Source organism: Tatumella sp. JGM130, assembly GCF_018257525.1.
Taxonomy (GTDB): Bacteria; Pseudomonadota; Gammaproteobacteria; order Enterobacterales; family Enterobacteriaceae; genus Tatumella; species Tatumella punctata.
The window spans coordinates 16,011-29,731 of sequence record NZ_JAERJS010000034.1; the positions used below are offsets into that span (position 1 = coordinate 16,011).

Here is a 13,721-nt window from a genome sequence, read left to right on the forward strand (position 1 = left end):
GGATGTTTTTCACTAATGATGACGGCAGATGACTTATTGTGCAGGAGATGTTTCTGACGGGTCACTGTCGAGCATACTGTGTAGCCGTATACTGCCTTGCCCGTTGAGTTCTGTACAGAGCCGGTGAAATGCCTGTTCAAATAAGTAGCGATCATCGCGGGCATCACTGTGGGCCGTCATCTGGATGTTCAGGGTCGGCTGCGAATTTTCACGGCCCGGGGTCGTGCGTGATACCAGTTCAGCAATATTCATCCGGTGCTGGTCCAGCAAATCAGTAAAACGTTCGATAATACTGGGGGAATCCGCGACTTCAACTGTGATCCAGGTGGTTTCCGGACGGGGAGGCTGTGTCTCTACCCGGGTGCGCTTCATCACAATCAGTAACTCAAGTTCCGCCCCTTTCAGGGGTAATGTTGACTCAATAAGTCCGATAGCATCCCAGCTTCCCGACAGCAGCATAATAAAGGTGAATTCATCGCCCAGAATTGCCAGCCGGCTATCATCAATGTTACATCCGCAGCGGCTGACATGACGGGTGATGGTATTGACAATGCCTGGCCTGTCAGCACCGAGAGCGGTGATCACTAAATGATGTTGCGGTGACTGTGGCAAAGTACTCTTTCCTGTTTTTTTCTAATAACTCTAAGGTAAACATAAAAAAAACTGCTGACAAGCTCAGGAAGCGTCTGGCTGGCTTGCTTTTCACATGAAGTAAACCTTACCATGAAGTAATTGCACGTTGAGGGGATCACTCATGTTTACCGGAAGTATTGTTGCGCTGATTACACCAATGGATGATAACGGTGATCTTTGCCGTGAAAGCCTGAAAAAATTAATTGATTATCATGTTGATAGCGGTACTTCTGCCATCGTTTCTGTTGGAACGACCGGGGAGTCGGCGACACTCAGCCATTCTGAGCATGTGGAAGTGGTTAAAGCGACTGTTGAACTGGCCGCAGGACGTATTCCGGTTATTGCCGGTACCGGTACCAATGCAACGGCGGAAGGTATTGCATTAACCCGCAACTTTGAAGACAGCGGTGTGGTCGGTTGTCTGACGGTGGTACCTTACTATAACCGTCCGACTCAGGAAGGTATATATCAGCATTTTAAAGCGATTGCGGAAAGCAGCGAATTGCCACAAATGCTGTATAATGTACCGTCGCGCACCGGATGTGATATGTTGCCCGAAACTGTCGCCCGTTTAGCCGAAATTAAAAATATTATCGGAATAAAAGAAGCGACAGGGAACTTATCCCGTGTGAGTCAGATCCAAGAGCTGGTTGATGATAAGTTTATTTTGCTGAGCGGTGATGACGCCAGTGCCTTAGACTTTATGCAACTGGGAGGCTCGGGCGTTATTTCAGTAACAGCAAACGTTGTCGCCCGTGAAATGGCAGAAGTCTGCCGGCTTGCCGGACAAGGTGAATTTGCTGAAGCCCGGCACCTGAATCAGCGTTTGATGGCCTTACATCACACGTTATTTTGTGAACCCAATCCGATCCCCGTCAAGTGGGCAGCGAAACAGCTGGGGTTGATCGCAAACGACACATTGCGCCTGCCAATGACTCCGTTGACTGCAAAGGCAGTCCCGGCAATCGAAACAGCATTGCGTGATGCAGGTTTGCGATAATTTAGGGAGTTTGAATGGCTTACTCAGTTAAGAGTTCTGCAGTCGCTAAAGCAGCGGGGCTGTCGGTAGTATTATTACTGGCTGCCTGCTCTAACGATCAGAATTACAAGCGGCAAATTAATGGTAATGACGACTATCTGAAAGCCGCCGCATTACATGATCTGAATGTACCCGCCGGAATGATTCTGCCGTTAGAGAATGGACAGTATCAGGTACCTGCCGCACCGGCTGGCGGTGCGACCGGTACTCAGCTGGATATTCGTCCGCCGGCGCAGCCACTGGCATTGCTGAACGGTACCCGTACTCAGCTGAGCGGTAATACTGCGCAACTGATTTTTGATAATCAGCAGCCCGGGCTCTGGTCTCAGTTAATCACTATTCTCGGCAGCCGGCAGGTGAAAATTGCCCAGCGTAATGATGCTGCACAACAGCTGACCACCGACTGGATTAACTGGAACCGTCCGGACGAAGATTACCAGTACCGCGGCCGTTATCAGATTGCCGTACAGCAGCAGAGCTATCAGACGGTATTGAGCGTTCGCTCGCTGGAATTACAGCAGAAAGGTGTGGCTGTGAGTACTTCCGGTGAAATTCAGCGTTATACAACCCAATTGCTGAACGAAATTTCCGGTGAACTGAATGCGCAGGCGATTGCACGTGAAAATGCCGGAAACAGCCGTATCGGTAGTATCGATGTACAAAGCGGTGCTGATGATACCGGATTGCCGAATGTCATTATCCGCGCACCGTATTCTGCTGCATGGCAGCGTCTGCCGGTTGCTCTGTCTCATGTGGGGATGACCATATCAGATAAAGACCGTTCAGATGGCAGTCTGAAAGTCAGCTATAAAGCACCCGGCAGCAGCAGCTGGGATGCTTTAGGCGCGAAAGACCCGGGTCTGAGCAACGGTGACTACAAATTACAGCTGGGTGATTTGGGTAACCGCAGTAGTTTACAGTTCATTGATCCGAAAGGGCATGTGCTGACCCAGTCGCAAAATGATGCAATGGTACCTGTTTTACAGGCGGCGTTTAACAAATAACGCAAAAAAGGCCGGAGATTCTCCGGCCTTTTTGTTTTTAATTTGGCATAATAGTCGCGGTCAGGTAAACGATTGCGTAGCGCAATAGTTCAGGTAAAATCAATCATCATGCGTAAGTTCTTTCATGTTTGGAGTTAACAAGATGCAAAAGCAAGCTGAGTTGTATCGCGGCAAGGCTAAAACAGTATTCAGTACCGATAACCCCGATTTGCTGATACTGGAATTCCGCAATGATACATCAGCAGGAGACGGAGCCAGAATCGAACAGTTTGATCGTAAGGGAATGGTAAATAATAAATTTAACTATTTCATTATGCAGAAACTGCAACAGGCGGGTATCCCGACTCAGATGGAAGCATTGCTTTCAGATACGGAAGCGCTGGTCAGAAAACTGGATATGGTTCCGGTAGAATGCGTGGTGCGTAACCGTGCAGCCGGTTCACTGGTGAAAAGATTAGGGGTGGAAGAGGGGATTGTCCTTAACCCGCCGATCTTTGATCTTTTTCTGAAAGACGATGCGCATCATGATCCCATGATCAATGAATCTTACTGTGAAACTTTTGGCTGGGTCAGCCGGCAGCATCTGGCGCGGATGCGTGAACTGACATATCAGGCCAACGAAGTCCTGAGCCAGCTGTTTGATCAGGCCGGGCTGATTCTGGTCGACTTCAAACTGGAGTTCGGGCTATTTAACGGTGAAGTGGTGCTGGGTGATGAGTTTTCTCCGGATGGCGCACGTCTGTGGGATAAATCAACCATGGCTAAAATGGATAAAGACCGTTTCCGCCAGAGCCTGGGTGGCGTGGTAGAAGCGTACGAAGAAGTGGCCCACCGTCTGGGAGTACCACTGGATTAATTAACAGGGTGCCCCGTCAACGCCGGCATAACAGTGAGTCTGTTATGCCGGCGTTTTTGTTGGTATCAGGGTCAGCCCTGTTGCGGGACAGAGCCTGTGGGGGACTGGTCTTCTGCCGGTAACCCGACTAAAATCTGCATAATGTAATAAAAAATAACAGAGGTTACGGATGCGTTGGCAAGGGCGTCGTGAGAGCGAGAATGTCGAGGACCGGCGGGATCAGTCTTCCGGCAGCAGCGGAACGGGGGGCGGAAACGGTTTCCGTATCCCGCGCGGTAAAAGCGGTATTGTTATTCTGATTGTGGTGGTGGTAGCGGGTTATTATGGTTATGACCTGACACCTTTACTGAGTGGCGGTGGCGGTAGCAGCGTGACGACAGCATCAACTACCGGGCAGACTCATGTGCAGCGTCCGGCTGACGACCAGGCAGCGAAATTCACCTCAGTAGTGCTGGCATCAACGGAGGACACCTGGGGGGAAATTTTCCGTAAGATGGGGAAACATTACATCAACCCTAAACTGGTGATCTATCGCGGTCATACGTCTACCGGATGCGGTACCGGGCAATCGGTTATGGGGCCGTTCTATTGTCCGGCGGATCAGACGGTCTATATTGACCTCTCTTTTTATGATGAGCTGAAAAATAAACTGGGTGCCGGCGGCGACTTTGCTAATGGTTATGTTATTGCTCATGAAGTGGGACACCATGTTCAGAAACTGCTGGGTATTGAAGAAAAAGTCAGACAGCAACAGCAACACAGCAGCCAGACAGAAGCTAATCGCCTGTCGGTGAAACTCGAACTACAGGCGGATTGTTTTGCCGGTGTCTGGGGACATTCGATGCAACAGCAAAATGTGCTGGAAAACGGTGACCTGCAGCAGGCGCTGAATGCGGCCGAAGCGATTGGTGATGATAAATTACAGCAACAGAGCCAGGGACGGGTAGTCCCGGACAGCTTTACCCATGGCACTTCTCAGCAGCGTTACAGCTGGTTTAAGCGCGGTTTTGACAGTGGTGACCCCGCCCAGTGTAATACCTTTGCCGCCGGATGACTGACTGGCAAACCAGCAGTGAACAGATGCGGCGGACCGGGATCCGCCGCATCTGTATCATCAGTGGTGACAAAGACTGGGTGACGGGGGCTGCCCGCAGTGTCCGGAATACCCTGACGGGTGACTGGCTGACGGTCAGTGCAGACCTGCCGCCAGACCCACGGGTGGTCCGGCCGTCGGCAGTAAAATCTCTGCTCGGCCGGGAGTATCTTCACGGGATTTTTGATGCCCGTGACGGGTTTCATGCTGAATCTCTGGCGTGTATGGCCGGAACGTTACTGGCTGGCAGCTGGCTGCTGTTATTACTTCCGCCGAAAGCACAATGGATGACCCGAGCCGACCAGGACAGTCTGCGCTGGGCTGATACCACAGCGGCGATTGCTGTTCCCCGCTTTATGAGTCATTTTGCGTCGGTGATTGGCGCGGACAGTGAGATCAGCCATTGGCAGCAACATCAGCCGTTGTCTCTTGCACCACTGAAACCCTCTCCGGACTGGCAGTGCCGTGCGGCACAACAACAGCAGGATATTATTCGCCGGTTGCAGGAAATGGAACAGGGGGTTGCTGTACTGACAGCAGCCCGCGGACGTGGAAAGTCTGCCCTGGCAGGAATGCTGGCCCGCATTTCTCCGGGGACTATCGTCTCCGCTCCGGCAAAAGTCTCAACCGGTGTTTTACAGACGTTTGCCGGTGATAATTTTCGTTTTATAGCCCCGGATGCTTTACTGGCTGATCCGCCAGCAGATGATGGTGGCTGGCTGATTGTTGATGAAGCCGCGGCCATCCCGGCCCCGTTATTACGACAAATGACGAAATGTTTTAGCCGTGTTTTATTATCGACCACGGTACAGGGCTATGAAGGTACCGGCAGAGGATTTCTGCTGAAATTTTGTGCCGGTTTGCCTGAGGTCAGCTTTTTCAGTTTATCTGAGCCTCTGCGCTGGTCGGTACAGGACCCGCTGGAACGCTTTATTGATCAGCTGTTTCTGTTTGATGAGTCCGGCCCTTTACCAGCGGGTGAGCCGGGGGCAATACATAAGCTGTCGCGTGACAGCTGGCTGGCCGATCCCCGCACCGCCCGTGCTTTGTATCAGTTACTGAGCAGTGCCCATTACCGGACAACCCCGCTGGACCTGCGGCGGATGATGGATGCCCCCGGTATGCACTTCTGGCTGGCTGAAGGGGCAACCGCCTTACCGGGGGCTCTGTGGCTGGTGGAGGAAGGAGGGCTGAGTCAGTCTTTGAGTAATGCCGTCTGGGCCGGGTTCCGGCGGCCAAAAGGTAATCTGGTGGCCCAGTCCCTGGCGGCACACGCGGGGTTTCCGCAGGCGGCCAGTATGCGTTCCCGGCGTATCAGCCGGGTCGCGGTCGATTATATGTCCCGGCGTCAGGGGACAGGTAAAGCACTGGTGATGGCGGCCATCGCCAGCACCGGAGAGGACTGTGACTATATCTCGGTCAGTTTTGGTTTTACCACTGAGCTTTGGCAATTCTGGCAGGCCTGCGGTTTTCGTCTGGTCCGGTTTGGTACTCAACCTGAAGCCAGCAGCGGGTGTTATGCAGCGATGGCAATCCGGCCTCTGAGTGCGGCCGGTGAGCAATTAGCAACCGCTGCAGAGCAGCGTCTGTGGCGCGACTGGGAGTACCTTGCGCCGCGCTGGCTGAGTCTTCCCGGGCTGGAAAGACCCTCAGCACCCGCTCAGGGAACAGACTCTGTTGCCGGGGCAGACTGGCAGGAGCTGGCGGGTTTTGCCTGGGGAAGCCGGCCTTATGAAAGTAGTTACCCTGCACTGAGACGTTTACTGTGCAGACTACAGCAATGGCCTGAGACTCTGGCGGCTTGTGCTGATCCGGTGGCGGAGAAACACAGTATAGCCGCGGCTGGCGGGCGTAAAGCCTGGCTGAGGAAACTGCGGGCAGAAGTATCACAGCAGTTAATCATGCAGGATATACAGCAAGCACAAGACTGGCAGCAGCAACTGCAACAGCTCAGACACCCCTGAAAACCGGATAAAAAGCAGACAGGCAGCCGGTTATGGTTGCCTGTCTGTCATTGCCGATGGTTTATTTTTTGGATGGCCAGTCATCATCATCCCACTTATCGTTAAAATCACGGTGCGGGGGTAATTCAGGTTTATTATCCAGATATTTTTTCGGGTCAACCCGTTTAAGGTCTTTATAAACATTCATCAGAAGACCGACCATAAACAGAATAACAAGTATCCACCAATAGTGTTTTAACCATTCCATAACAGTGACTCCTTCCGCGGTCAGGCAACCAGTTGATCCATAATCCGCTGATACATGCGGCTCAGCAGTTGCAGGTCAGAGGCTTTCACACACTCATTGATTTTATGGATTGTGGCATTGACCGGCCCCAGCTCTACTACCTGGGTACCCATTTTTGCAATAAAGCGGCCATCAGAGGTTCCGCCCGTGGTCAGCAACTGCGGCTTAATTTCATTATAATGCTGAACGGCCTTAACCACCGCATTGACCAGTTTTCCTTGTTTTGTCAGGAAAGGCTGTCCGGAGAGGTTCCATTCCAGTGTGTATCTGAGCTGGTGGCGGGTCAGTAAGGCTTCGACCTGTTCACGGATCATTGTGTCCGTAAGTTCGGTACTGAACCTGAAGTTAAACTGCACAAATAAGTCACCAGGGATGACGTTATTACTGCCAGTACCGGCACTGATATTGGCGATTTGCATGCTGGTTGGCGGGAAAAACTCGTTACCGTTATCCCAGCGGGTGGCAACCAGTTGGTTAAGAGCCGGCATTGCCCGGTGCACCGGGTTATCAGCCAGCTGCGGGTAAGCAACATGCCCCTGCACACCATGAATTGTCAGGTTAGCTGTAATTGAGCCACGGCGACCATTTTTCGCGACATCCCCGACAATTTCAGTACTGGAGGGCTCACCGACCAGACAATATTCGACCTTTTCCTGGCGTGCCATCAGGGTTTCTACGACTTTTACGGTGCCGTTAATCCCGCTGGCCTCTTCGTCAGAAGTGATCAAAAAGGCCAGCCGGCCGCGATGATCAGGATGGCGGGCGACAAAACGTTCGGCGGCAACAACCATTGCTGCCAGAGATCCTTTCATATCTGCCGCGCCACGGCCAAACAGCATGCCGTCACGGATTGTCGGTTCAAAAGGCGGATTAATCCAGTGGCGGGCTTCTCCGGGAGGGACGACATCCGTATGGCCGGCAAACGCCAGTGTTTCGCCTTTACCCCGGGTCGCCCAGAAGTTTTTAGTATCGCCAAAATTCATCGGTTCAATATGAAATCCGATGGCTTTCAGCCGGTCAGTCAGTAATGCCTGACAACCCGCATCCTCAGGGCTGACGGAAGGGCAGCGTATCAGTTGTTGAGTTAATTCAATGACCGGGCAAAACATCCTATAGATTCTCCTGAATAAACGTCAGATATGCTGAAGGGTCAAACCCGGTGAGCATTTTTTGGCTGGCAGTACAAAGTAGCGGACGTTTAATCATGGCCGGATTTTCCAGCATTACCTGCAGAGCACTGTGCTTATCATTCACCGCAGCCCGGGTTTCCTCCGGCAATTTACGCCAGGTGGTTCCGCGGGTATTGAGCAGCGCCTGATAGCCCAGTTCGTCGATAAATGTGGCTAACAGTGCGCTGTCCAGCCCGTCGGTACGATAGTCATGGAAACAGAAATCCACGCCCTGTTGTTCCAGAAAGCGCCGTGCTTTACGGACGGTATCGCAGTTTTTTATTCCATACATCGTCAGCCGGCAAGGGATATCACTGTTTGTCATTGAACACTACTACCTGTCATAAATTGTATTCCCAGCGTCCATAGTGACGCTGATCGTCAACACTCTTGTTGTTCTATATCAGTGATAATGCCGTATTCGCGGGCGCTGGTCTACTCCGCGGGGCGGTTTTGCCCGTGTTGATCAAATAAGGGCCGCCGGCAGTCGCGGAGAGTGAAAAATTCAGCTCTCAGGCCGTGACCAACAGAAAGATAATCCGGACAAAACTTTTTACTGAAAAAAAAACGCAACAGAGGCAGAATCGGCAACAGACTTGTTGTAAAGGTGTCGCAGAATACCGGTTTACATTTGTGAACAAAAGTCTGAAAGCGACAACAGACTATGTCTGTATCCCATTATATAACATAGGCTTATGCTAAATCACCCCGAAGTTTCACAGAAGGGCCGGTGGTACATTGGTGTGCGGGACTTTACGGCAGACAGGTTTAGCAGGTAGGATTCAGCGCCCGTTTTTTTTCTTATAGCAGAATTTTACGGCTTTGCATGGGATGGAGCAGTACAGCTTTCGTGAGCAAACGCAAACGATTACTTTGCGTCGCGGGCGGTCAGGACAAACAGGAAAAATATGAAACATACAAAAAAAACAGCTGAAGAGTTACGTGCGGCAAAACGCAAATGGCTTAATTCACATGATTCAGGGTATCGTAAAGAGATGGGTAATCGTCATGTTCAGATGATTGCCATTGGTGGTGCTATCGGTACGGGGCTTTTTCTGGGTGCCGGTGCCCGTCTGCAGGCGGCCGGTCCGGCCCTGGCATTGGTCTATCTGGTCTGTGGTATTTTCTCGTTCTTTATTTTACGGGCGCTTGGCGAACTGGTTCTGCACCGGCCATCGAGTGGCAGCTTTGTTTCCTACGCCCGCGAGTTTATGGGGGAGAAAGCCTCTTATGTTGCCGGCTGGATGTATTTCGTTAACTGGGCCATGACGGGGATTGTCGACATTACGGCGGTAGCCTTGTATATGCACTACTGGGGGGCCTTTGGTGATGTGCCACAGTGGGTGATTGCGCTGGGTGCTCTGGCGGTGGTTGGTACCATGAATATGGTCGGCGTAAAATGGTTTGCGGAAATGGAGTTCTGGTTTGCGCTAATTAAAGTGCTGGCCATCGTACTCTTCCTGGTGGTCGGGGTGGTATTTCTCGGCAGCGGTAAACCGCTGGCCGGCGGTCAGCCTGGCTTCCATTTAATTTCTAATAATGGTGGTTTTTTCCCGCACGGATTGTTACCGGCGCTGGTACTGGTGCAGGGGGTCGTATTCGCCTTCGCCTCAATTGAACTGGTAGGTACTGCCGCCGGGGAATGTAAAAACCCGAAAATTATGGTACCTAAAGCGATTAACAGTGTGATATGGCGTATTGGCTTATTCTACGTCGGTTCCATTGTGTTACTGGTATTGTTGTTACCGTGGAATGCTTATCAGCCAAGTGAAAGCCCGTTTGTTACTTTCTTCTCAAAACTGGGTCTGCCTTATGTCGGCAGTATCATGAATATTGTGGTACTGAGCGCGGCGTTATCCAGCCTGAACTCAGGTTTATATTCTACCGGCCGTATACTGCGTTCTATGTCTATGGGCGGCTCAGCACCGAAGTTTATGTCTAAAATGAGCCGTCAGCAGGTACCTTATGCGGGGATTCTGGTCACTATCGGGGTATATATTCTGGGGGTCGTGCTGAACTATTATGTGCCTTCACGGGTCTTCGAAATTGTACTGAATGCCGCCTCACTGGGGATTGTCTCCTCCTGGGCATTTATCGTGCTGTGTCAGTTAAAATTACGTAAAGCGATTAAAGAAGGCAAAGCGGAAGAGGTCAGCTTTAAGCTGCCCGGCGCACCGTTCACTTCGTGGCTGACCTTGCTGTTCCTGTTCAGTGTCATTGTGCTGATGGCCTTTGACTATCCTACCGGGACTTATACAGTGGCCTCTATCCCGTTAATTATTATTGTACTGATCCTTGGCTGGTTCGGGGTACGTAAACGGGTTCATGAGATTGCCGCATTGCAGCATGAGCAGGCACATAAAGAGTAATCTTTTTATCCCCTGTAATGACCAAAGCCCTGCAGCGCAGGGCTTTTTATTGTCACCCCTGAACCACTTCCCGGGGAGGTGGTGATTGATTATGTGTTATTAACAGACCGGACAGACCGTATGATGTGTCGCCCCGGTTTCTGCTATTACTCTGCCAGAGTCCGAAGATTCTTATTGAGTGGTGCTGCGACATTACGGATGATGCGTTTTCCTATATCCAGGCCTTTTCTGTGTCCGGCAGCGTTCTTCCGGTATGATTTTTATGCAATTGTCTAAGGTTTTTCTGTCTCTGCTGTTCATTTTTATCGCAGCCAGTTCAGCGGCACAGCCGCTACAGGCAACATTCTCCGACTGGGAGTTAAGCTGCGATAATGCCGGTGACTGTCAGGGACGAAATATTGACCGTGGCGCCGGGCTGGTTGTCAGTTTTTTTCGTCCTTCAGGACAGGGGTCGATCCGCTGGCTGCATATTGATTACCATCCGAAAACTCCTGAGAGGGAGAAAGAACAACAGGTGCTGGCGCAGAGGTTACTGATTGATCACACCGCCTGGCCCTATACCCATGTGCGTAGTGCGCCGGAAACCCTGCAGACAGAACATCCGGAAACGGCACAACAGTTACTGACGGTGCTGAGCCGTGCAGTGCGCCTGAGTGTCACGGATAACCCTTCCCGGGGCCTGTCTCTGACATCTCTCCCCGATTTTCTGAGTAAGGCTGCGCAGATCCAGGCCAGAATCAGCCGCGAGACAACTCCCCGCTTGCCGACACCACAGACACTGGTAGTGACTCCTCCGTACAGGGTGCCGGCACCGTTATCTGACAGTGAAATAAGCTATTTTATGAATTTCGGGATTTCACAAATCAGCCAGCAGACCTGCCCGCTGGCACCTGTGTATCGCCAAATCAAAGTCGCGCCCCTGACAGACCACCAGGTACTGTTACTGGTGAGCTGTGAAACTGCTGCCTATAACACCTTTTATCAGGCCTATCTGGTCAGCAGACAGGCACCGGTATTTGCCCGGCGATTAATGTTTCGCTTACCTTTTTCGCCGCTCTGGCCGACCGGTGCTGATTTTGAATTAACCAATGTCGGATATGATCCTCAGACGGGCATACTGACGACAGCATTGTGGGGCAGACCGCTGGCAGACTGCGGCACTGTCAGCCGCTGGCAGTTTAACGGGCAGCGGTTTGTGTTAACGCGTTTTGCCAGTGAAAGTGTCTGTGACCGCTGGAATTTCTCCCGCAGCTGGCCGGTATTATGGACGACTGATCCCGCAGGGTGACAGGACGCTGCGGGAGCGGACAATTAACGGTGGTTACGCACCAGTTCTGCGATCAGCTGGTTAACACCGTCACTCATCGGGGCAAAATGGCTTGCTGAGGAACGGGCAACCACAATAAATACCCCGATATTATGTTGAGGAGACATGGCGATATAGGTCATAAACCCGCCACCGCCGCCGGTTTTTTCGATAAGTGCCGGTGTATCATCTGTTGCGGCCATATGCAGCCACCCCATTCCGATAGCGTCGGCATGGCCGGCAACATCCATTCCACTGACCCGGGTCAGGGAAGCACGGGAGAAGACCATTTTCTGCAGTTCTCCGGCCAGCGGACTGCGCGGATGTCCGGCAGTGCTTAAAAACTGCTGCATCCAGCGGCCCATATCATCCGGGGTGGAATACACTCCGCCACTGCCGATAGCGGCCAATGTATTATCACAAGGGCTGGCGTTTTGTTCCGGTATCATCAGCCTGGCACATTGATCCGGGGAAGGTGTGAAGGTGGTGTCTTTCATACCCAGCGGACGGGTGATCAGCCTTTGCAATAGTTGCGGGTAAGGCCTTCCGGAAGCATGTGATAAGGCATCTGCCAGTAAATCAAAGCCAAGGTTTGAGTAAGATACCACGCTGCCAGGCGCGTATTTCAGACGGGCGTGGGCAAGCCAGACCCAGCGCTGGCTGCGGACGGGCCAGGTGAAGACCGGACGATGCGGTTTACCGCCCGGCATTTCCCGTGGCAGACCGGCACTGTGTGTTGCCAGGTTAATCAGCCGGATATTCTGTCCGTGCCAGGCGGGAACCCGGGCACCTTTCGGCGCATATTTTGTTAACGGATCATTGATCCGCACGGTACCGGCATTTGCCAGTTTTACCAGTATTTCTGTTGTCATCAGTTTGCTCAGAGAGGCAATTCTGATCAGCGAGTCTTTCTGCGGGCGGATATGGTTTCCCGGACGGGTTTCTCCGAGACCGGTAAATACCCGCTGGTTACCATCAATTACCACCATTGCCATGCCGCTTGCCCCGCTGCCATAGAATATATGTTCAGCATAACGGTCAGCAATTTGTGATGTCAGTTCAGGAGATGGCGTCATTTTTGCCATACCAGACATTGAATACATTGAAACAATCAGGGCCAGTAGAAAAGAAGAACGTTTTTTCAATCGATAATGTCCGTGGGAATGTAAAACGGATATATTAAAGCGTTTCCGGCCGACGGAAAGGGGGCATAGCTGCTTTTTATGTTTCCTGATATGAGAATCGTTACGCTTTTTAAATCTGTCCCCCCCGTGACAGGCACCGGAAGGGACAGTGGGGATTACAGCAGGGCGCTGGCTTTAGCCACCACATTGTCAACCGTAAAACCGAACTCAGCAAATAACTGCTCTGCCGGGGCGGATTCGCCGAAGCTGGTCATACCGACAATCGCACCGTTCAGCCCGGTATATTTATACCAGTAGTCCGCAATACCCGCTTCCACGGCCACACGGGCGCTGACTGCCGCCGGCAGTACTGACTCGCGGTAAGCGGCATCCTGCTTATCAAACGCATCGGTGGACGGCATAGAAACCACCCGCACTTTACGACCATCGGCACTCAGTTTATCTGCCGCCGCCACAGCCAGGGAGACTTCTGAACCGGTGGCAATCAGGATCAGTTCCGGCTGACCGTCACAGTCTTTCAGGATATAACCGCCACGGGCCACGTTTGCCAGCTGCTCTGCGCTGCGCGGCTGCTGGGTCAGGTTCTGACGGGAGAAAATCAGAGCCGTAGGTCCGTCCTGACGCTCGATAGCATATTTCCAGGCCACCGCAGACTCCACCTGGTCACACGGACGCCAGGTACTCATATTCGGGGTGGTACGCAGGCTGGCAATCTGTTCTACCGGCTGATGGGTCGGGCCGTCTTCACCCAGACCAATAGAGTCATGGGTATAGACCAGAATCTGACGGATTTTCATCAGTGCGGCCATACGTGCGGCATTACGCGCATATTCGACAAACATCAGGAAAGTTGCAGT

At 52.1% G+C, this 13,721-nt stretch carries 13 protein-coding genes; 7 read left to right on the forward strand and 6 right to left on the reverse strand.

Annotation, left to right across the window (positions count from 1 at the left end; translation table 11 throughout):
• Window positions 1–33 precede the first annotated feature (33 nt).
• Window positions 34–612, reverse strand: a complete 579-nt coding sequence (locus JK211_RS13890) for a glycine cleavage system transcriptional repressor (protein WP_212709266.1) — start codon at window positions 610–612, stop codon at window positions 34–36.
• A 142-nt stretch (window positions 613–754) separates the two neighbouring features.
• Here JK211_RS13890 and dapA point away from each other — a divergent pair, with 142 nt between their 5' ends.
• From dapA to JK211_RS13915, 5 genes are all read left to right on the forward strand, one after another.
• Complete coding sequence (gene dapA / locus JK211_RS13895) at window positions 755–1,633, forward strand: 4-hydroxy-tetrahydrodipicolinate synthase (RefSeq protein WP_212709267.1); 879 nt, start codon at window positions 755–757, stop codon at window positions 1,631–1,633.
• A 14-nt stretch (window positions 1,634–1,647) separates the two neighbouring features.
• Complete coding sequence (gene bamC, locus JK211_RS13900; RefSeq protein ID WP_212709268.1) at window positions 1,648–2,676, forward strand: outer membrane protein assembly factor BamC; 1,029 nt, start codon at window positions 1,648–1,650, stop codon at window positions 2,674–2,676.
• 142 nt (window positions 2,677–2,818) lie between these two features.
• Window positions 2,819–3,532 carry a phosphoribosylaminoimidazolesuccinocarboxamide synthase gene (gene purC, locus JK211_RS13905; protein WP_212709269.1) on the forward strand — a complete coding sequence of 238 codons (714 nt, stop codon included), beginning with the start codon at window positions 2,819–2,821 and terminating at the stop codon, window positions 3,530–3,532.
• A gap of 169 nt (window positions 3,533–3,701) precedes the next feature.
• Window positions 3,702–4,586 (forward strand): neutral zinc metallopeptidase, encoded by an 885-nt coding sequence (locus JK211_RS13910; protein WP_212709270.1) that lies wholly within the window; start codon window positions 3,702–3,704, stop codon window positions 4,584–4,586.
• Window positions 4,583–6,589, forward strand: a complete 2,007-nt coding sequence (locus JK211_RS13915) for a tRNA(Met) cytidine acetyltransferase TmcA (RefSeq protein ID WP_212709271.1) — start codon at window positions 4,583–4,585, stop codon at window positions 6,587–6,589. Before JK211_RS13910 ends, JK211_RS13915 begins: the two co-directional genes overlap by 4 nt.
• A gap of 61 nt (window positions 6,590–6,650) precedes the next feature.
• Here JK211_RS13915 and JK211_RS13920 read toward each other — a convergent pair whose 3' ends face one another.
• Genes JK211_RS13920 through JK211_RS13930 form a run of 3 tightly spaced genes read right to left on the reverse strand, consistent with a single transcriptional unit; the run spans window position 6,651 to window position 8,369 of the window.
• Window positions 6,651–6,836: a YpfN family protein gene (locus JK211_RS13920; RefSeq protein WP_212709272.1), complete on the reverse strand. Its 186-nt coding sequence runs from the start codon at window positions 6,834–6,836 to the stop codon at window positions 6,651–6,653.
• A 20-nt stretch (window positions 6,837–6,856) separates the two neighbouring features.
• Entirely contained in the window at window positions 6,857–7,984 is a 1,128-nt protein-coding gene (gene dapE, locus JK211_RS13925) for a succinyl-diaminopimelate desuccinylase (RefSeq protein ID WP_212709273.1), read from the reverse strand.
• Window position 7,985: 1 nt separating this feature from the next.
• Complete coding sequence (locus tag JK211_RS13930; protein ID WP_212709274.1) at window positions 7,986–8,369, reverse strand: ArsC family reductase; 384 nt, start codon at window positions 8,367–8,369, stop codon at window positions 7,986–7,988.
• 583 nt (window positions 8,370–8,952) lie between these two features.
• Between JK211_RS13930 and ansP the strand changes: the two genes are divergently transcribed.
• Together ansP and JK211_RS13940 are read left to right on the forward strand one after the other, a co-directional pair.
• Window positions 8,953–10,413: an L-asparagine permease gene (ansP, locus tag JK211_RS13935; RefSeq protein ID WP_212709275.1), complete on the forward strand. Its 1,461-nt coding sequence runs from the start codon at window positions 8,953–8,955 to the stop codon at window positions 10,411–10,413.
• A gap of 262 nt (window positions 10,414–10,675) precedes the next feature.
• Window positions 10,676–11,701, forward strand: a complete 1,026-nt coding sequence (locus tag JK211_RS13940) for a DUF1176 domain-containing protein (protein WP_212709276.1) — start codon at window positions 10,676–10,678, stop codon at window positions 11,699–11,701.
• 23 nt (window positions 11,702–11,724) lie between these two features.
• Here the strand turns inward: JK211_RS13940 and ampH are convergent, their stop codons facing one another.
• Together ampH and JK211_RS13950 are read right to left on the reverse strand one after the other, a co-directional pair.
• Entirely contained in the window at window positions 11,725–12,864 is a 1,140-nt protein-coding gene (gene ampH / locus JK211_RS13945; protein WP_212709277.1) for a D-alanyl-D-alanine-carboxypeptidase/endopeptidase AmpH, read from the reverse strand.
• Between the two features lie 155 nt (window positions 12,865–13,019).
• On the reverse strand, window positions 13,020–13,721 hold a 702-nt coding region (locus JK211_RS13950; RefSeq protein ID WP_283092731.1), incomplete at its 5' end, for a transketolase C-terminal domain-containing protein.

Excerpts from the sequence above, each read along its gene's own strand:
- dapA (WP_212709267.1), top strand. The coding sequence starts at position 755 with ATGTTTACCGGAAGTATTGTTGCGCTGATTACACCAATGGATGATAAC.
- bamC (WP_212709268.1), top strand. The coding sequence starts at position 1,648 with ATGGCTTACTCAGTTAAGAGTTCTGCAGTCGCTAAAGCAGCGGGGCTG.
- purC (WP_212709269.1), top strand. The coding sequence starts at position 2,819 with ATGCAAAAGCAAGCTGAGTTGTATCGCGGCAAGGCTAAAACAGTATTC.
- JK211_RS13910 (WP_212709270.1), top strand. The coding sequence starts at position 3,702 with ATGCGTTGGCAAGGGCGTCGTGAGAGCGAGAATGTCGAGGACCGGCGG.
- JK211_RS13915 (WP_212709271.1), top strand. The coding sequence starts at position 4,583 with ATGACTGACTGGCAAACCAGCAGTGAACAGATGCGGCGGACCGGGATC.
- JK211_RS13920 (WP_212709272.1), bottom strand. The coding sequence starts at position 6,836 with ATGGAATGGTTAAAACACTATTGGTGGATACTTGTTATTCTGTTTATG.
- dapE (WP_212709273.1), bottom strand. The coding sequence starts at position 7,984 with ATGTTTTGCCCGGTCATTGAATTAACTCAACAACTGATACGCTGCCCT.
- JK211_RS13930 (WP_212709274.1), bottom strand. The coding sequence starts at position 8,369 with ATGACAAACAGTGATATCCCTTGCCGGCTGACGATGTATGGAATAAAA.
- ansP (WP_212709275.1), top strand. The coding sequence starts at position 8,953 with ATGAAACATACAAAAAAAACAGCTGAAGAGTTACGTGCGGCAAAACGC.
- JK211_RS13940 (WP_212709276.1), top strand. The coding sequence starts at position 10,676 with ATGCAATTGTCTAAGGTTTTTCTGTCTCTGCTGTTCATTTTTATCGCA.